We start from the raw sequence: 19168 nt of genomic DNA, 5'->3' as shown, positions 1-19168 counted from the left end.
TGCGCCCGGGTCAGCCCTCGCAGGTGAAGTTGCCCGGCGCCCCCGGAGCCGGCTTGTTGTTGGCGTTGTTGTCGGAGGTGGTGACCATCCCCAGGTCGAGGAAGCCCAGGGTGCCGGGGTTGGTCACCGCGGTGCCGCCGGCGGCGACGACCAGGTCGGTGAGCAGCTGCACCACGTCCGGACTGCTCTGTCGCAGCACCCGGCCGGCGCCGTAGGGGCCGTCGCAGACGTAGTACAGGTTGTGGTTGCCGATCCAGTCCACGAGCTGGTCGGTGCCCGGCTCCCGTCCCGCCCCGCCCTGGTCGGCCTGCATCTCGTCGATGCCCCAGCCGCCGTAGACCAGGTCGGCCCCGTTGGTGGTGGCGACCAGACCGTCGGAGTCCTCCTCGCCGGCGACGCTGCTCCACAGCGCCGGCAGCCCGGCCCGCAGCTTGAGGTCGAGGTCGTCGTCCCCGTAGCCGCCGAAGAGCCGGTCGTGGCCGCGACCGCCCCACAGTGCGTCGTCCCCGTCGCCGCCGAGCACGACGTCGGCGTTCTCACCGCCGTTGGCCAGGTCCTTGCCCGCCCCCAGCCTGAGCACGTCGTCACCGGCGTCGCCGTAGACCACGTCGGAGCCACCGACCCGCGCCATCGCGGACGTTCCCGTCGTCACCGGCACCGAGGTGCCGGTCACGTAGACGGTCTCGTCGAGCATGCCGCTGTTGGAGGTGAGCCGCTTCTGCGCCGACAGCGTCGCCGCCGGGGTGGGCGTGACGACCGCGAGGTCCGCCACGACCGCGTCGTCGCCGGCGCCGCCGCGGATGGTGTCGCCGGAGCCGAGCACCGCGGAGGTGTCGTCGAGCTGGCCGTAGAGGACGTCGTCGCCCTCCGCCCCGTTCAGCACGTCGGAGCCCGAGCTGGCACCGGCGGCGACGTCGGCCATCGCCACGTCGCGCGTGAGGCTCAGCAGGAACGACGTAGTGCCCGCCGGCCGGGTGATCCGGCCGTTGTCCCCGAGGACCACGTCGTCGCCGGCCCCGGCGTCCACCGTGTCGTTGCCGTCCTGGACGGTGGCGGCCGAGACGTCGAGGTCCTCGACCGTCGCCGCGAGCCGCGCCGCGGTCGGGGTGCCCGCGGTGCTCGAGGAGCCGCCGATCAGGTCGTCGTCGCCGGTGCCGCCGGACAGGGTGTCCTGGCCGGAGGAGCCCTCGACGTAGTCGTCGCCCGCTCCGGCCCGGACCAGGTCGTCGCCGCCCTGGCCGAAGATCCGGTCGGAGTCGTCGCCCTCGGCCTCGAGCTCGTCGGAGCCGAAGAGCAGGTCGGCGCCGTACGTCGTCGTGCTCGCCGTCGTCGCCGAGCCGACCACCACGTCGCGCAGCGTCAGGTCGTAGCCGCCATCCGCCCGGCGCACCGGGGTGGCGTTGTCGCCGGCCAGCACGTCGTTTCCGACCTCGCCGTCCGGACCCCCGTCACCGCGGATCTCGTCCGCACCGTCGGCGACGCCGGCACCCGAGCGGCCGGTCACGACCTTGGCCGCCGCCGACCGGCTGGTGGTGCTGCCGCCGACCACGGTGTCGTCGCCCGCGTCGCCCCAGGCCAGGTCCGCTCCCGGACCGCCTTCGACCACGTCGGCGTCCTGGCCGCCGCGGACCAGGTCGTTGCCGGCCGAGCCGAAGACCCAGTCGCAGCCGTAGCCGCCGTAGAGCTCGTCATAGGCGGTCGGCGTGCCCGGTGACGCGGTCGGCGTGCGGGTCTCCGCACCACCGGGGAGCAGCGTGACCCACCGGCTCGCTGCCGCGGTGCCGCAGGTCACGGCGCTCCCGGCGAAGCGGGCGGTGGAGCTCTCCCCGGCCAGGACCGAGCTTGGCACCAGCGAGGAACCGGCCCAGGCCGCGCCGGAGACCTCGCCGACGACCGCGGCGCTGACCACGGTGCCGTTCTCGCCGACCGTGACGTCGTCGTCACGGCCACCGAGCAGGACGTCCTGCCCGTCCTTGGCGCCCGCGTTCTCGGAGCCGCCGACCATCGCGTCAGCCCCCTCGTTGCCGCGCAGCCGGTCGTCGCCCTCACCGCCGACGAGCTCGTCGTCGCCGACCCCACCGACCAGCACGTCGTGGTGCGGGCCGCCGAGCAGCACGTCGGTGCCCTCGTCGCCGAGCGCGAGGTCGTTGCCGTCGCCGCCGTCGAGCAGGTCCACGCCGTCGCCGGCGCCGAGGTAGTCAGATCCCGCGCCGCCGCGCAGCAGGTCGCTGCCGTCGCCGGCCAGGATGCAGTCCCCGGCCGTGTTGGTGCCGGTGCCCGACATCGACGGCAGGTCGATCACGCCGGTGTCCTGCCCGGCCTCGGTCTCGTTCATCGAGTCGGCCAGGTCGCCGTCGCGGTCGAGGTCGACCCGTCCCTCGACGACGACCAGGTCGCCGTCGAGCAGCCCGGAGTACGCCGTCGTGCCGCCGAGCTTCTGGATCAGGCCGCCCTCGACCTCGAGCCCGGCCAGCCGGCCGTCGTCGGGGGCCACTCCGGCGAGACCGGTCGGGCCGCCGAGCAGGTCACCGTTGAGGTCGACGTAGCCGTTGACCACGCGGGTCTGCAGGTTGCACTCGAGGAGCCGCTGGGACACCGGGGGCGCGGTGCCGCCCTGCGCCGCCGTGTCGGTGCCTTCGCCGGACGTCGTGTCGTCACCGGAGCCGCCGACGACCTGGTCGGACCCGCCGCCACCGCTGAGGGTGTCGGCGCCGTCGCCGCCGTCGAGGTAGTCCGCGCCGTTGCCGTCGGCCTTCGACCCGAGGCTGCCGTCGAGGACCCGTCCGCCGGAGCGGAACAGGGAGACGTCGTCGCCGAAGGCCACGTCGTCGCCGGCGCCGCCCTCGATCCGGTCGTCGCCCCAGCCGCCGCGCAGCACGTCGAGGTTCTCGGCCGCGACCTTGCTCGGCTCCTCGGCCCCGTCGCCGCTGAGCTGGTCGTCGCCGTTGCGGCCGCACAGCTCGTCGGGGCCCTGGCCGCCGTCGAGGACGTCGGTGCCCTCGCTGCCCACGAGCACGTCGGCCTCGGGGCCGCCGGTCACGTAGTCGGCGCCGGTGGACCCGGTCTGCAGGACACCCGAGTCGCACAGCGTGTCCAGCGCCTCGGGGCCGGGGACGGTGACCGTCGGGTAGGTGACGGTGACCTTCTGGTGGCTGGCGGTCTTGTCGCTGTTCTGGACCAGCGCGTTCACCACCCGGCTGCCGGTCCCGAGGTGGGAGCCCAGCGTGCCGCCGGTCAGCGAGGTGGCCACGCCACCGACCACGACGTCGGAGCCGTCGCCGCCGTCGACCGTGTCGACGCCCGGGCCGCCGATGAGCAGGTCGCCGCTGTCGAAGCCGAGACGAGCCTGCTCGCCGGCCATCTCAGCGGCGTCGTTGCCGTACTTGACCACCAGCTCGGCCCGGACGTCACGGCCGGGGCCGCCGAGGACCGAGTCGTCGCCGTCGCCGCCGGCGACCCGGTCGGCGCCGGGGCCGCCCTGCAGCCGGTCGTTGCCGGTGCCGCCGTCGATGTCGTCGGTGCCGGCCTTGCCGGCGACCAGGTCGTCGCCGGCGCCGCCGTACAGCTTGTCGCTGCCCAGGCCCGCGTCGAGGGAGTCGTTCCCCTCGCCGCCGCTCACCGTGTCCTCACCGTCACCGGTGACGATCACGTCGTTCGCCGCGCCGCCGGTGGCGGTCACCGGAGCGGAGAACGGGGTGGTCACGAGCTCGCCGTCGTCGTCGAACGCCTCCCCCTGCAGGAACTGCAGGGTGTCGTCGGCGTTGCCGCCGTCGGCGACGAACTTGACGCTGTCCAGCGACGCCACGTGCGGGGACGTGGAGGTCGGCGGGCTCGCGGTGCGGGCCGCGGTGGAGAACGCGACGGCCGGCTCGTAGATCGTCACCGGGTAGCCGCTGGCGTCGGCCTTCTTGGCCACCTCCACGCGTTGGACGTAGTTCAGCCCGGTGACCTCGTAGGTGATGGTGTCGCCGGTGTCGAACTGGCGGACCTCGTAGTCGTCAGCGTTGTCCTCGGTGTCGGAGACCCGCTGACCGGTCCGGGCACCGGAGGTCAGCGCCAGCGCGCCGTTCTCCCAGACGACCAGCTCGGGGATCTTCGGCTCGCAGCCGTAGGAGAACAGGTCGTAGGGGCCGAGGCGGAGCAGGTCGAACTCCCAGCTCTCGGAGAACAGCAGCAGGTCGATCTCGATGAAGATCGAGATGAACGCCTCGAGCGTGGCGCTCACCGTGAACAGGCAGTTCGCGTTGCCGTCGAAGATGTCGCGGATCTCCGCCGTGCGCAGCTTCCCGTCGCCGCTCGGGTCGTTGAGGTCCAGGTTGATGGTGAGCGTGATGCCGCCCTTGAGCCCGGCGGTGACGATGCCGATGGAGACCCCGGCGCCCGCCTCGATGGTGGTGACCAGCTTGACCTCGGGGACGTCGATGCCGTCGGCGTCGAGGTCGTCGATGTAGAAGCCTTCCTTGATGACGTCCGGAGCGCCCTGCTCCACCCCGTCGAAGCCTTGATAGGCGGTCTCCAGCTCGGTGACCGCACCGGGGTGGGAGAGCCGCCGCACGGCCAGGGTCTGCGGGTAGGAGTCGAAGCCGACGGCCAGCCGGCCCTCCACGGAGATGGACCCGCCGACGAACGGCTTGATCGGCACCGGTCCGGCCATGATCGGCCCGAACGACTGGGTGTAGGAGACGCTGGCGACCAGGCTGCCGAAGTCCATCCGGAAGTACGTCGCCTCACCCTCACCGGTGACCAGGTCGAGGAGCTGGTCGGGGTCCTCCATGAACGGCACCGAGAAGCCGGGCGTCGAGCCGGAGACCGACTTGGTGGTCTCGCTGATCCTCTGGTTCAGGGGCTTGCGGCTGCCCTTGCGGTTCTCGTTGGTGGTCTGGCCGGCGCCGCCGGCCTGGTCGGCCTTCTCGTTGACGTCCTCGCAGGGCGCGGTCTTGCGCGTCACCCTCGGGTTCGCCGACGTGCCGGTCGTGGTGCGCACGGTCTCCTTGCACGAGGAGGCGAGCTCGACCTCGGAGGGGTCCAGCGTGAGCAGCGCGCCACCCCCCTCCAGGTTCTGCAGCGGCACGCCCGTGGCGCCCGGCTCCTTCTTGAAGGCGGCGATGGCCTTGACCAGGTCGGCGGTGAAGCCGACCAGCTTGATGACCCGGACCGCCAGCTCCAGCCGGGCGTCGCCGCCGCCGAGCGAGGCGAGCAGGCTGAGCAGGCTGATCTCGTCGCCGCCGCCGAGCTGGGAGAGGTCGGAGACCACCGGGATCGGGGTGCGCAGCACGTCCACGACGTCGCGGACCGGCCCGAGGTAGGGGTCGACCACCTTGAAGGGGGTCGCGAGCGAGTCCACCACCCCACCCATGTCGATCAGCACGTCGTCGTAGGTGACCTCCCTGAAGCCTGCGGGCGACCAGTCCACGTTGATGTCGCCGGAGAGGTCGAAGGTGCCGACCCCGGAGGCGGAGGTGTCGAAGTGCAGGTTGACACCGGTCTCGGTGTTCAGACCGTCGCCGGAACGGAAGCTGGGCTTGGCCTGGAGCTTGCCGTCGTAGAGGTCGAACAGGTCGTAGGTGTTCCGGGCGCCGCTGTCCGGAGCGACGTCGACGCCGACCCGCACCTGCCGGTTGGCGTCCAGGCCGCCCTTCGCCGTGAGCACCGCGGGCAGGTACCCGACGATGGCGTGGATGCCGCCGGCCGGCAGCTCCGCGTCGGTGGTGACCTGCAGCGGGCCGTTGACGGCGACCAGAGGGCCGACGTCGCGCACCAGGCGCAGGTCGAGCGGGAGCCTCCAGGAGGTCGTCGTGCTGATCTCCTTGTCGGAGCGGACGTTGACGCCGGCCAGGCCGAGGTCGAACGGCATCGGCTTGGTGACCGAGTCGCCGGTGACGGCCAGGGTGATCTGGACCTCGTCCCAGACGTCGGGGCCTTCATCCTCGGCGCAGGCCTTGCCGGCGCAGGTGACCGCCGCGGTCACCGGGACGGTCGCGTCCAGGCTGACCCCGGCGGCGTCGGCGACAGCGGCCTTGACCGCCGTGACCAGGTCGTCCTCCATGTCGGCCGGGATCTCGGTGTCGAGCCCGCCGAGCTGGTCGCGCAGCTTCGTGGTGAGCCGGTCGAGGGTGCCGGCGACGTCCGAGCCGGCGTCGAGGTCGGTGCCGATCAGCGGGGCCGAGACCGGCGAGCCGTCGGCGTCGGCGTTGCGTGGGGCCGCGCCGTCGAGGGCGTTGCCGAGCGCGGCCGCGAGGCCGTCGAGTCCCTCGGCGACGAACTGCACCTGCAGGTTCTCCGGTGCGGGCTGCTCGGTGCCGGCACCGCCGGCGGAGCTGGTGGGCGGTGCCTCGTAGTGCAGCGAGGTGTCCTGGCCCTCCACCACGAGGTCGGCCACCGCGGCGATGTTCCCCGCGCGGCCGGTGGTGCGGGTGGTCTCGAGGGCTCCGCTGCCGGCGGCGTACGCCGTGGTCACGTCGAGGTTGAGCAGCGCGGTCGAGCTGGCACCGACGGAGGTCAGCTGCCCGGCGCCGACCGTGAGGGTGTCGTCCTCCAGCCCCTCGAGCTTCAGCCGGACGTGCGAGGAGGTGGCGGTGCCGTCGGCGACGGCGGGCCGCGCAGTGGCGGTGGCGACGTCGATGGCGAGCTCGGTGCTCGAGTAGTAGGGCACCTTCACCGTCTCGGTGCCCTGCACCTGCCCGGTCTGCGGGATCGAGAACCGCAGCGAGGAGTCCAGGGACTTGTCCCCGGTGGCCGCCCCGATCTGGACGCCGAGCCGGTCGCCGTCCACGTCGAAGGTGAGGCCGGTGGAGCCGTCGAGGATGTCCGGCACCGCGGCGGTCATCTCCTGGGCGCTGGACACCGGCGGCAGGCCGACGCTGTCGGTCGCGCCCTCGTCCTCGGTGGCGGCGTCGGTCAGGGACACGATGGCCGTGCGCAGCTGGCCGCGCTCGGTCGCCAGCTGCGCCGGGGTCAGTGCCACCAGCGGCAGCGTGGAGGTGTACTGGTCCTGGTCCAGGCCGTCACCGTCGACGTGGTCGCTGTCGAGTCGCTCGAAGGAGCTCAGCGCGCTGGAGAAGCCCTCGAGGATGCCGTCGCGCAGGGCGAACGGGTCACCGAGGACGATCAGCTGCACCGACTGCTGGTCGGCGAAGGCGGCGACTCCCTGCGGGGTGAGGCCGTCGCAGCTGAGCTGCGTGGCGCTGAGCAGCCGCACGTTCTGGCAGCCGACGCCGGGACCCATCAGGCGGCGGGCCACCTCGACGTTCTCCCCCGCCGCGACTCCGAGCCGGTCGTAGAGGTCGCCGCCGGTGATCGTGACGCTGACCTGGTCGGGGGTGCCGGCGGTGCCGGCGGTGCCGGAGGTGCCCGCGGTCGCCGGGGTGCCCTTCGTGACCGTGGCGGTGCCCTCGAGGAACGTGGCGGGCACCGGGTCGAAGACGCGCAGTGCGTCGTACCCGGCGCCGAACGCGACGGTGGGCACGCCGTCCGCGGCCCAGCTGACGGCGGCCGAGCCGCTGCCGGCGGTTTTGCCGGTGGCGTAGCCGCCGGGCGACGGGATCTGCTGCTCGGTGGCGGTGAAGGAGATCCCGGCGGTGATCGTGGAGTCGAGCCGCAGCGCCTTCGGGTCCAGCGCGCCGCTCTCGTCGAGGATGTCCTCGAGCGGCAGGCCGGCGGCGGAGTCGGCGCCGACGCCGTCGGCCAGCGAGAGCGCGACGGCGGTGGTCCCGTCCTGGCCCAGCTTCACCTCGGTCACCTTGGCGTCCACGCCCAGGAAGCCGATGCGTGCGGAGACCTTGTCGGCGCCCTGCGGCTGGCCGGCGGTGAGCGACCCGATGCTGAGCAGCTGCTCGGAGCCGGGCAGCAGCACGGTGTCGCGGTCCTGCTCGCCGACGGGCTTCGCGGTCGAGACCCCGAACCCGAGGTCGAAGCGGGCGTCGGTCGCGGTGGCCTTGACCGTCGCGGACTCGTCGTCCTCCATGCCGGTGAGGCCGACCAGGGCGCCGAGGGTGCCCGGGTTGCCGATCGGGAGGTCCTGGCTCGAGGAGCCCCTGCGCAGGTCCACGTCGACGTCGAGCCGCTGCGCGGCGAGGTCGACGGTGGCGCTCGCGGCAGGCTGCTGACCGTCACCCGCGGGGTCGCCGAGGCTGCCGATGCGGGCCACGACGTCCTGGACGGTGTGCGGGAGCGTGCGGGCGGTGAACTGCTTGCCGCCGGCGGTCAGCGTGACCGACAGGTCCGGCTCGCCGTTGGAGCCGTCGATCCGCACCGTGCCGTCCGGGCTGGCACCGACCGCGGCCAGCGCGGTGGCGGTATCGGCGCCGACGAGCGCGCCGTCGGACCCGTTGACGTGCCAGGTCGCGGCGGTGACCCGCCCGAGCTTGGCCGGGGTGACCGCCTGGCAGTAGACGGTGTCGCCGGGCGCCGGGGTCCCGGAGGGCGGACTGCCGGGCGCCAGGCCGCAGCGGATCTGGGCGACCGCGGCGGTGGAGAGCAGGTCGAGCAGCTCGTCCCCGGGGGCGAACAGGTCGCCGGTGCCGCCCGAGAGCTGCGGGAAGCCCACGTCGGCGGCGTCCTGGATCGCCAGCGTGGCACCGGTGTACTTCGACAGCGCGGTGATCCCGTCGACGGCGCTCAGCGAGGTCGCCTGGTCCAGCGCGGTGCCGTACGTGCGGGTGGCGTCCGACGCGGTCGGCCAGACGCCGTCCTTGGGCGCGGCGCCGACGGTCAGGGTGCCGGTGCGGTCCTTGGCCACACCACCGGCGACGGCGACGCTGTCGGGCAGCGCGACGTCGAAGCCGACGTCCACCTGGTCGGTCTCCGTGTCGCGCTCGATGCGGAACAGGTCCGGGAGCGTGGAGTAGCGCAGGTCCTCCAGCGTCAGCTGGCCGCGGCCATCCGGGTCGCGCAGCGTGATCAAGGCGTCGCGGTGGATGCGGTAGCGACCCCCGGTGACGTCGACCTGGGTGAAGCCCTCCCGCGCGGTGAACGGATCCACCTCGGGGGTGTCGATGTCGACCGTCAGCGCGAGCTCCGGCTGGCTGACCAGCGCGAACTTCAGCAGCGGGTCGTCCTGCTTGGCGTCGACCCGGACCTCGAACTTCTCGCCGTTCGCGGGAGTCGCCAGCGACACGGTCAACGAGCCGGCCGAAGCCGCCGTCCCGAAGCGGAGGTTGCCGTCGTCCTGGGCCAGCTCGAGCGGCTGCGTGATCGTGCGGGAGAAGCCGAAGGTCAGGCTCGTCCCGTCCTTGTTCAGCGCGGCGCCGTTGACGCCGGGCACCTTGTTCATCGCGGTCTCGAGGTCGGTGCCGGCAAGCGCCCCGATGAGGTCGGTCGACATCACGTCGTCCAGGCCGAGCACGTCGGCGAGCGAGGTGCGGGTGAACGGGAGCGGCTCGGCCAGCTCCGGCGTCTGCCCGACGGCGGCGATGGTGGTGGCCATCGCGAGCACGCCGACCCGGAGCTCCGTGGTCTGCTTCTCGTCGGCGGTGCGGACGCCGACGACCGCGGAGGCGGGTCCGGCGGCCGCGGTCACGACGGCCAGGGAGGCCACGGCGGTGGTGATCAGGCGGAACCGGCGCCGCCGGCGGTTGCTGGACCCGATCGACGTACCTCTGCTGACCTGCATGCGGTGGGCCTCCCCCGTCCGGCCCCGGACCCCGGGACCTTCGCGACGTTAGTGAGGTTTTTGTCCGTCTGGGGAGGGACAGATCGGCCTGTTTCACGCAGATGCCGCGAAATGATCCGTTCGGGCTATCCGGGCATGGTCAGGACTCTCGTCGGGACTGTCCGAACGACCGCTCGCGTCCCGCGGACCGGTCGTGCTGCCAGGCCGGGCGGGTGCGGCGGCCCCGGACGGTTCCGGACCGGCGGGTGCCGCCGCGCGGCGTACCCTCGTGCGGACGAACCGCCGATCTCGGACCCTGGGACCCCCATGCGCGCACCACGCCTTCTGCTTGCCCTGCTGCTCACCGGCACCGCCCTCCTCGCCGCGCCGGCCGCCCGGGCCGACGCCCAGGCCCTGGACATCGCTCACCGCGGCGCCAGCAGCCGGGCGCCGGAGAACACCCTGGTCTCGATCCGCGCCGGGATCAGGGACGGCGGGCAGCTCGCGGAGATCGACGTACGGCGCAGCAAGGACGGCCGGCTCGTGCTGCTGCACGATGCCGGCCTCGCGCGCACCACCGACGTCGAGCAGGTCTTCCCGGGCCGGGCGCCCTGGAATGTCGGCGACTTCACCTACGCCGAGCTCCAGCAGCTGGACGCCGGCTCCTGGATGTCCGACCGGTACGCCGGGAAGCGCATCCCGACCCTGGACCAGGTGCTGCAGCTCCTGGCCGAGCGCCGCCAGGGGCTGCTGCTGGAGATCAAGGAGCCGCAGCTCTACCCGGGCGTCGAGGCGGAGGTCGCCGCGACCCTGCACGACTTCCCGGGCTGGTTCGCCTGGGGCGTCCGCTCCCGGCGCCTGCTGGTGCACTCCTTCGACTACGACTCGATGCGCCTGTTCTCCACGCTCGAGCCGGCGGTCCGGATCGGGCTGCTCGGCCGGCCGGCGCGCACCCGGTTGGCGGGTCTCTCCTCGTGGGCCGACGTGATCGGCGTCCCGCACACCCGGGCCCGCCGCTCGTACGTCGCCGCCGTGCACCAGCAGGGCATGGACGTCTTCCTGTGGACCGTCGACGCCGCAGCCGACATGAAGCGGGCGTTGCACATCGGCGGCGACGGCGTGATCACGAACCGTCCGGCCGTGCTCGCGCGGGTGATCCGCAACGCGGGCTGAGCTCCCCGCTCCGCACCGGCACGCCGGCCCTGGTCGTCGGGGCCGCGCCGGCGGACGCGGGTAGCGGCCGGGGCACGGCTGTCACGCGCGGCCCTCCTCGGGTTAGCCTGCCGGGATGGACGCCCTCGCCCGCAACAACGTCTCGGTGACGGGCCCTGCCGACGCGCAGCCGCTGCTGTTCGTGCACGGCTTCGGCTGTGACCAGAACATGTGGCGCTACGTCGCGCCCGCGTTCACCGCGGACTACCGCGTCGTCACCTTCGACCTGATGGGGGCCGGCGGCTCCGACCTCTCCGACTACGACCCGGAGCGCTACTCCACGCTGCAGGGATACGCCGAGGACGTCCTCGCGGTGTGCGAGGCGCTCGACCTGCAGGACGTCGTCTTCGTCGGCCACTCGGTGGCGGCGATGATCGGCGTGCGCGCGGTCACCACCGCTCCGGAACGGTTCGCGGCGATGGTGATGGTCTCGCCGTCGCCGCGCTACATCGACGACGACGGCTACGTCGGCGGCTTCTCCGAGCAGGACATCCACGAGCTGCTCGACTCGCTGGACAGCAACTACCTCGGCTGGTCGAGCGCCATGGCGCCGGTCATCATGGGCAACGAGGACAGGCCCGAGCTCGGCCAGGAGCTCACCGCGAGCTTCTGCCGCACCGACCCCGAGATCGCCCGGAAGTTCGCCCGCGTCACGTTCCTCTCCGACTCCCGCGACGACCTGCCCGCCGTCTCGGTGCCGACGCTGGTGCTCCAGTGCACCAACGACGTGATCGCGCCGGTGCAGGTGGGCGAGTTCGTGCGCGACGCCGTCCCGCACGCCACGCTGACGATGCTCGAGGCCACGGGCCACTGCCCCAACCTGAGCGCCCCCCGCGAGACCGTGGCCGCCATCGAGCCCTTCCTCCGCACGCAGGCGCCGACCCGACGGTGACACCACCCGAAGGACTGCCCCAGAGCTGGGTGGAGGCCCTCCTCGACGACGACCCCGAGGAGCTCTACCAGCGGGCGCCCTGCGGGCTGCTGTCGACGACGCCGGACGGCGAGCTCGTGCGTGTCAACAAGACCTTCCTCGACTGGACCGGCTACCGGCGCGAGGACCTGGTCGGGCGCCGCAGCTTCGTGAGCCTGCTCAGCCCGGGCGGCCGGCTCTACCACGAGACGCACTACGCGCCGATGCTGCAGATGCAGGGCCAGGTGCGGGAGGTGGCGCTCGAGCTGGTGCGCGCCGACGGCAGCCGGTTGCCGGTCCTCATCAACGCGGTGCTGGACCGCGACCCGGACGGCGAGCCGCGGGCCGCTCGCGTCGTCCTCCTCGACGCGACCGAACGGCGGCGCTACGAGCAGGAGCTGCTGCTCGCCAAGCAGCGCGCCGAGGCCTCGGAGCTGCGGGCCCGGGAGCTGGCCCGGACGCTGCAGCAGACCCTGCTGCCGCCCGCCCCACCGACGATCCCCGGCCTCGACTTCTCCGCGGCCTTCCGGCCGGCCGGCCACGGCGCGGAGGTGGGCGGCGACTTCTGGGACGCCTTCCAGATCGGCCCCGACGACTGGGTGGTGGTGCTGGGAGACGTGTGCGGCAAGGGTGTCGAGGCCGCGGTGGTCACCTCGCTGGTCCGGCACACCCTGCGCGCGGTGGTCATCGGTCTGCACGCGCCGAGCCAGGCGCTGGCGGTGCTCAACGAGGTGCTGCTCGTCCACGAGACCGACCGGTTCTGCACCGTCGTCCTGGTGCGTCTGCAGCGGCAGGGGGCCACCTGGCGGGCGACGCTCGGCTCCGGCGGGCACCCGGCTCCGCTGCTGCTCTCCCCCGGCTCTCCGGCGGTCCCGGTCAGCGGCTCGGGACCTCTGGTCGGGGTCCTGGACAACGCGCGCTTCGAGGACCGCCGGCTCACCCTGGGCGTCGGGGACAAGCTGCTGCTGTTCACCGACGGGGTCACCGAGGGCCGGCGCGATCGCGAGCTGTACGGCGACGCGCGGCTCCGCTCGTGTGCCGAGCGGCACCGGGGCTCCACCGAGGAGCTCGCCTCGGCCGTGCTCGAGGACGTCGTGATGTTCCAGCACGGGAACCCCCGCGACGACGTCGCGGTCGTGGCGCTCGGCGTGCCCGGCTGACAGGTATGGCGCGACCTGTCCCCGTCGGACGCTGGGCGACCTGTCCCCGTCGGAGGCTGGGCGACCTGCCCTGATCAGGTGCCGCGCAACCTGTCTTCAGCGGCCTCGTCCCGAGGGCGGAAGGTCACCTCGACCTGCTCGAACCCCTTGTGCCGCTGGGCCCGCGCGTAGTCGGTGTAGACCCGCCGGTCGGCGTCGGTGAGCTCCACCGCGTCGGTGAACGGCGTCAACAGCGCCCGGGGATACAGGTCGCGGGCCAGGACCACGTTGATCTCCATGCCGATCACCGCCGACGCCGATCCGAGGTAGATCAGCGCGATCAGCCCCAGCACTACCGCGAAGACGCCGTTCATCTCACTGACGCGGTTGATCACGCCGCTCACGTAGATGCCGCCGAAGAGCTGCAGCACGTGCCACAGCACCGCGATGGTGATGCCGCCGGGCAGCACCGTCCGGAACCGGTGCCGCTGCTGGGTCGCCACGGCCAGCATCAGCGACAGCACGACGGCCGTGATCGCCACCGACGCCAGGGGCGCCAGCACCTGCAGCCAGGCCGCCACCCGCTCGCTGAAGGCGTCGACGTTGCTGGCCACCGTCGACAGCACCGCGAGCGCCAGCAGAGTGAGGCCGGCCGCCACCATCAGCCCGAGGCTGCGGAGCCGGCTCATCACCGGGTTCAGACGGCTGTTGCGCGGCACGGCCCAGGTCGTGTTGACGGCGTTCAGCGCCGCCTGGCCGAGCCCGACGACGCCGTACAGGGCGGTCAGCGCACCGACCACCACCGCCGACGTGCTGCCGCGCAGCCCTTCGGGAAGGCCGAGCTGGGTGCCGACGATGGGGAACTGCCCGAGTGCCGAGTCCAGGATCGTCTGGCGCAGTTGCGCATCGCCCTGGATCAGGAAGCCCAGCACCGAGGAGGCGATCAGCAGGATCGGGAAGATCGCCAGGAACGCGTAGTAGGTCAGGATGGCCGCGAGGTAGCCGCCCTGGTCGTCGAAGAACTTGTAGACCACGCCGAGCGGGATGCTGAGGGCACGGCGACGCCGTTGCAGCTCGTCGAATCGATCCACCAACCCGGGCACAGGCCCACGCTAGCCGGACGAGGCGGGCCTTCTCGGGAGAACCCGGGGCCCGGCCTGCTGCCGGTCCTCGAGGCGGGCCGCCGCCACGGATCCACGCAAGCCGGACGAAGCTCCGGGGTTGTCGCGCCGCCGTGCTGTCGACGCCAGGGTTTCGCCGTCGTGGAGGCGTGCGGCGGAGTAGACAAGATCCATGAGGACGACACTCCTGGCAGACATGTACCAGTCCGCGGGCCCGTTCGCGAGCGTCACCGTCGACGTCAGCCAAGACACCCAGAGTGGTGCCCACGAGCACGAGATCCGGGTCCGCGACGCCTGCCGGGAGCTCCTCGAGGCAGGTGCCTACGAGGCGGTGGTGGCCGCCGTGGCCGACCGCCTCAGGGCCGACGTCGGCGAGCCGGCCCCGGTGGCACGGACGGTGGTGGCGAACCCGGAGGGGGTCCTCTTCGACCGGGTCGTGCACACCCGCGTGAGCCGGCCGCGCGTGTCCTGGGGTCCGCTCCCCGACATCAGCGCCTGGATCGAGGCCGAGGACGGCGCCACCCCGTTCGTGCTCGCGCTCGTCGACCACGAGGGCGGCGACGTGGGCGTCTACAGCTCCGACGTACCCGAGCCGGTGGTCGAGACCTCCCCCGGCGGCGAGACCTGGCACGTGCACAAGGTGCCCTCCGGCGGCTGGTCCCAGATGCGCTACCAGAGGGTCACCGAGAACGTCTGGCGGCGCAATGCCGAGGCGGTCGCCGAGGAGGTCCTCTCCCGCGTGCGCAGCGGCCCGCGACTGGTGCTGCTCGCCGGCGATCCGCACGCCGTCGGCGAGGTCAGGAAGGGCCTCGAGGGCACGCCGGCCGAGGTGGTGCACCTGCAGACCGGCACCCGCGCCGAGGACGGCGGCGTCGAGGCGAGGCAGCAGGCGATCCGGGAGGCGCTGTTCGACCACGCCGTGGCCCGGCGTACCGAGCTCGCGCAGACGCTCGAGGACCGGCTCGGCCGCCACGAGGCGGTCGCCGTCGACGTCGACGAGGTCGCCGACGCGTTCGTGCGCGGCCAGGTCGACACGCTGCTGCTGGACCCGGAGGCGGCCGCGGAGCGGACGCTGCGGCCCCGGGACCACCCGGGGCTGATGCTCGGCGAGTTCCCCGTGCTCAAGGAGGTCCCGGCGGACCGGGCCCTGATCGCGGCCGCTGCGCTGACCGGCGCGGACGTCGCCGTCGAGCGCGCCGAGGCGCTCGGCGGCCGCCCGGTCGCCGCACTGCTGAGGTGGGACCAGCCCGCCGAGGGCACCGGCACGCGCTAGGTGGTTCGCGCCCGTCCCAGCGCATCCGTCCCAGCGCATCCGTCCCTCGGGCCCGTCGCCTCGCGCCGCCGAGTCGACCGCGCTGGCGGTCCGGTCGCGTCGGGTCGCGTCAATGACGCCGGAGCCGGCCGTCGGCTTGCGACAATCCGGCACATGAGAGCACCGACGCGGCGTACCGGCGCCGCCGAGCCGCGGGAGGCCTGAACGCGATGGCCCTCTCCGTGTGCCTGCTGGCCGACTCCGCGTCCGACTTCGCGCTCCGGGCCCTGTGGCGGCGCCTGGAGGACGCCGGGATCGGGACGCTGCTCAGCCACACCCACGGCCACCACGTGCCGCACCTGACGTTCGCCTCGCTGCTCGACTACGACCTCGCGCAGGTGCGTACGGCGGTCGCCGGGCTGCCCGACGCGGGACCGACCACGCTGCCCTTCGACGCGCTCGGGATGTTCCGCCGAAGCCGTTGCTGGCTGGCGCCGGCCGCCTCCAGCGACCTCGCACGGCGCCAGGAGGCGGTGGTGCGAGCGATCCGGACGACCCCGGCGGAGCTGCACCGCAACTACGAGCCCGGCTCGTGGACGCCGCACCTGACCTTGGCTCCGCGGCTGCACCTCGAGGAGCTTCCCGTGGTCGCCCGGCTGGCCTTCGAGGTGCTGCCGCTGCTGCTGACCTTCGACCACGCCGCGCTCATCGACACGAGCACCGGCGTACGGCACCCGCTGCCCCACGTGGTCTGAGCCCCGTCGTCGCCGCAGCCGCCCACGCGCCGGCCCCCACCGCCCGGCTCATCCGACGGCGGCGTCGAGCCGGCGCAGCAGATGCACCTCGAGCGGCTCGGCCTTGCCCTTCAGCTCCAGCTTCCCCAACGACTCGGTGACCGCGGTCGGCAGCAGCGCCTTGGTACCGGGCCCGATGGCGACGCCGCCGACCGGCGCCTTGCCCTCGATCCGCGAGGCGGAGTTGACGACGTCCCCGATCACCGTGTGCGTGCGGCCGCCCTCGGTGCCGAGCAGCGAGACCAGGACCTCCCCGCTGTTGATGCCGACCCGGAAACGCGGCCAGTCCGGGTGCTGCGCCACCACCGCCGCCGTCGCCTCCTGCAGTGCGAGGCCGGCTCGTGCGGCGCGCACCGCGTGGTCGGGCTGGTCGCCGCGCTTGTTGAACGTCACCATCAGCGCGTCCCCGATGATCCGGTCGATCTCCCCGCCGAAACGGTGCACCACCGGAGGGACCGCCACCTCGAAGAAGGCGTTGAGCATCGCGGTGACCTGGGCCGGCTCGTGGCGCTCCGAGAACGTCGTGAAGCCCTGCAGGTCGGCGAAGAGGATGCTCATCTCCCGGCGCCCGGCGGAGGTGTCCTGCAGGTAGAGATCGGCGAAGCGCTCCTCGTGCCACTGCAGCCGTGCGCCGAGCGCCACCAGGACGAACGCGGCGAGCAGCAGCACGTGCCACTCCCACCACGACAGCTGCCAGTTGCGCGCGAAGACCACGGCGACCATCGCCTCCGCGAGCAGCACGAAGGCCGCCAGCATCGAGAGCAGCATCAGCGAGGGCCGGCGCCGCCACAGCCGCACGTAGCGCCCGGCGGCGACGGCGTACAGGACGATGGCGGGCACCGCGAGCGCGCCGAGCACCCCGTCGGCCTGCTCGGGAACGATCTGGTCGGCCTGCAGCGGCGGCAACCGGGCGAGCGAGAAGACCGCCCACAGCACCATGAGCGCAAGGAGCGCGAGGCGTACCTGCCGACCGCGCCGGACCATGCGCACGGCCCGGGCACCGGAGAGGTCCAGCGAGGAGACCACGGCGAGCACCGAACCGAGCGCGATCCCCACCGGGGTGGCCACCACGAAGCCGGTGTTCGCGGTCATCAGCAGCACCCCGGGGGTCGCCAGCGCGTGCAGGCCCAGGAAGCCGGCGGCGGACAGGAAGGCCAGGGACACCCAGAGCACCCGGGCGTCCCCGCGCTGCTCGGCCGCGGCGCCGGTGGCATAGGCGAGGACGGCGCTGAGCGCGGCGGTGGTCAGCACCAGCCAGAAGTGCGTGGGATGGTGCTCCCACCGCAGGTCCAGCGACGGCTGCCGCATCAGCAGCGCGAAGCCGAGCAGCGGGACGAGCAGCATCGCGCCGATGAGCAGCAGCCGCGACGACGTGGGCAGGCCGCGGCGTCCCTCCCCTGCGGCCGGCTCAGCCATGGGGCTGCCTGAACAGCTGGTGCAGCTGGGAGACCACCACCGACCCCTCGCCGACAGCCGAGGCCACCCGCTTCACCGACCCCGACCGGACGTCCCCCACCGCGAACAGCCCGGGCTGCGTGGACTCGTAGGGGAAGGGCACCCGGTCCTCGGTCCATCGCCCGCTGGCCGACGCGTCGGTCCCCGCGAGCACGAAGCCGAGCCGGTCCCGGCCCACCGACACCGGCAGCCAGGAGGTGCGCGGCTCCGCCCCGATCATCACGAAGAGGCCGTCGGCGTGGACCGGCTCCTCCACGCCGCTGCTGCGGTCGCGGATGACCACGCGCTCGAGCCGGCCGTCGCCGCCGCCGCCGGTGATCTCCGCGTCGAGGCGGACGACGACGTTGGGAGCGGCCTGCACGGTCTCGACGAGGTAGGCGGACATGCCCTGGCCGAGGTCGTCGCCCCGGACCACCAGGGTGACCTGCTCGCAGTAGCGGGCCAGGTGCACCACCGCCTGCCCGGCGGAGTTGCCGCCGCCGACCACCACCGCCTGCAGTCCGGTGAGTCCCTGGGCCTCGGAGACGTTGGCGCCGTAGTAGACCCCGGCGCCGCTGAGCGCCTCGAGGTCCGGGACGCCGAGCCGGCGGTAGGACACACCGCTCGAGAGCACCACGGCCCGGGCCCGCACCTGGCCGACGTCGCTGATCGTGGCGGTGAACACGCCGTCGCCCACGTCGAGGTGCTCCACCTCCCGCATGAACAGGAAGTAGGTGCCGAACACCCACGCCTGCTGGTAGCCACGCTGGGCCAGGTCGGCACCGCTGATCCCGCGGCTGAAGCCGAGGTAGTTGCGGATCAGCGAGCTGGAGCCGGCCTGTCCGCCGATCGCCTCGCGCTCGACGACCAGCGTGCGCAGTCCCTCCGAGGAGCCGTAGACCGCGGCTGCGAGACCGGCCGGCCCTCCACCGATGACCAGCACGTCGAAGTCCCGGTCGTCCGGCGGCAGCGTGGTCGCGACCCCCCACGCCTGCGCCACCTCGACGTCCGTCGGGTCCAGCAGCACCTTGCCGCCGAGCGCGGGCATCCAGACCAGCACCTCCGCCGCGGACGCTCGGGTGACCTGCTGCTCGACCGCCCGCAGCACCGCCGCGGCGGCCGGGGAGCCGACCTCCCGGAACGAGTGCGGGATGCCGTTGCGGGTCAGCAGGCTGCGGATCGCCGAGGCCCGCGGCGAGCGCAGCTCGGCGACCACGACCACCTCGCGCATCGTCGAGGGGTCGCTGCGGCTCCACTCCTGAACGAACTCCGCGACGGTCCGGTGGAAGAGCTCGTCGGGGGTGGTCCACGGCTTGAGCACGTAGTAGCTGATGTCCCCGACCGCCATCGCCTGGAGCACGGCGCTGGCGGTCTCACGGTCGGCCCACGACCCCCAGTGGACGAGCATCGCCCGGCGGGCGTCGGGGTGCAGCGACCGCACCCGGGCGAGCACCTCGTTGCGGTCATGCTCCCCGAGGTCGTAGTCGACCAGCGCGACTGCCACCGGCTGCTGCTGGTCGCGGGCCCGGTCGAGCAGGCGTACGGCGTCCGCGGTGGTCTGCTCGCCGCGGACGCGGAACTCGCTGCTGAAGGCCTGCTGGAGCTCGTCCTCGATCCGGTCGAGCTGGCGGGTGTCGGCGACCACCGCGAGCATCAGGGGGCGGAGGCGACCGGCTCCTCCTGCATCGACAGCTTCCATGTCCCGAGGGTGGACCGT

General features: G+C 73.2%; 9 protein-coding genes. 5 read left to right on the top strand and 4 right to left on the bottom strand.

Translation table 11 applies throughout. The features are described from left to right. Nucleotides 1-10 precede the first annotated feature (10 nt). Nucleotides 11-9610, bottom strand: coding sequence for a calcium-binding protein (locus H9L09_RS18230; RefSeq protein ID WP_187578234.1), 9600 nt, complete (start codon nt 9608-9610; stop codon nt 11-13). Between the two features lie 306 nt (nt 9611-9916). Between H9L09_RS18230 and H9L09_RS18225 the strand changes: the two genes are divergently transcribed. The 3 genes from H9L09_RS18225 to H9L09_RS18215 all read left to right on the top strand — a co-directional run bounded on the left by H9L09_RS18225 (nt 9917) and on the right by H9L09_RS18215 (nt 12871). Continuing rightward, nucleotides 9917-10762, top strand: coding sequence for a glycerophosphodiester phosphodiesterase (locus H9L09_RS18225; protein WP_187578233.1), 846 nt, complete (start codon nt 9917-9919; stop codon nt 10760-10762). A gap of 115 nt (nt 10763-10877) precedes the next feature. Continuing rightward, nucleotides 10878-11693 carry an alpha/beta fold hydrolase gene (locus tag H9L09_RS18220; protein WP_187578232.1) on the top strand — a complete coding sequence of 272 codons (816 nt, stop codon included), beginning with the start codon at nt 10878-10880 and terminating at the stop codon, nt 11691-11693. Then, the gene (locus tag H9L09_RS18215; RefSeq protein WP_187578231.1) at nt 11690-12871 is read left to right on the top strand and encodes a PP2C family protein-serine/threonine phosphatase; all 1182 of its coding nucleotides are present in this window, start codon (nt 11690-11692) and stop codon (nt 12869-12871) included. The genes H9L09_RS18220 and H9L09_RS18215 overlap by 4 nt, the downstream gene beginning before the upstream one ends. Before the next feature lie 74 nt (nt 12872-12945). On the opposite strand, the gene H9L09_RS18210 is transcribed toward H9L09_RS18215, so the two are convergent. Next, nucleotides 12946-13953, bottom strand: a complete 1008-nt coding sequence (locus tag H9L09_RS18210; protein ID WP_223164115.1) for a YihY/virulence factor BrkB family protein — start codon at nt 13951-13953, stop codon at nt 12946-12948. A 190-nt stretch (nt 13954-14143) separates the two neighbouring features. On the opposite strand from H9L09_RS18210, the gene H9L09_RS18205 reads away from it, so the two are divergent. Both H9L09_RS18205 and H9L09_RS18200 read left to right on the top strand, forming a co-directional pair. Further along, entirely contained in the window at nt 14144-15244 is a 1101-nt protein-coding gene (locus H9L09_RS18205; RefSeq protein ID WP_187578230.1) for a baeRF2 domain-containing protein, read from the top strand. Nucleotides 15245-15453: 209 nt separating this feature from the next. Then, nucleotides 15454-15978, top strand: a complete 525-nt coding sequence (locus tag H9L09_RS18200; RefSeq protein WP_187578229.1) for a 2'-5' RNA ligase family protein — start codon at nt 15454-15456, stop codon at nt 15976-15978. 48 nt (nt 15979-16026) lie between these two features. Here the strand turns inward: H9L09_RS18200 and H9L09_RS18195 are convergent, their stop codons facing one another. Continuing rightward, nucleotides 16027-17433: an adenylate/guanylate cyclase domain-containing protein gene (locus tag H9L09_RS18195; RefSeq protein WP_187578228.1), complete on the bottom strand. Its 1407-nt coding sequence runs from the start codon at nt 17431-17433 to the stop codon at nt 16027-16029. Then, nucleotides 17426-19150, bottom strand: a complete 1725-nt coding sequence (locus tag H9L09_RS18190; RefSeq protein WP_187578227.1) for an NAD(P)/FAD-dependent oxidoreductase — start codon at nt 19148-19150, stop codon at nt 17426-17428. Before H9L09_RS18190 ends, H9L09_RS18195 begins: the two co-directional genes overlap by 8 nt. Between the last annotated feature and the right edge of the window lie 18 nt (nt 19151-19168).

The sequence above is a fragment of the Nocardioides mesophilus genome (assembly GCF_014395785.1).
In the GTDB taxonomy this organism is placed as follows: Bacteria; Actinomycetota; Actinomycetes; order Propionibacteriales; family Nocardioidaceae; genus Nocardioides_B; species Nocardioides_B mesophilus.
Note: the sequence above shows the minus strand (reverse complement) of the source record. Positions and strands in the feature narration are given on the sequence as shown.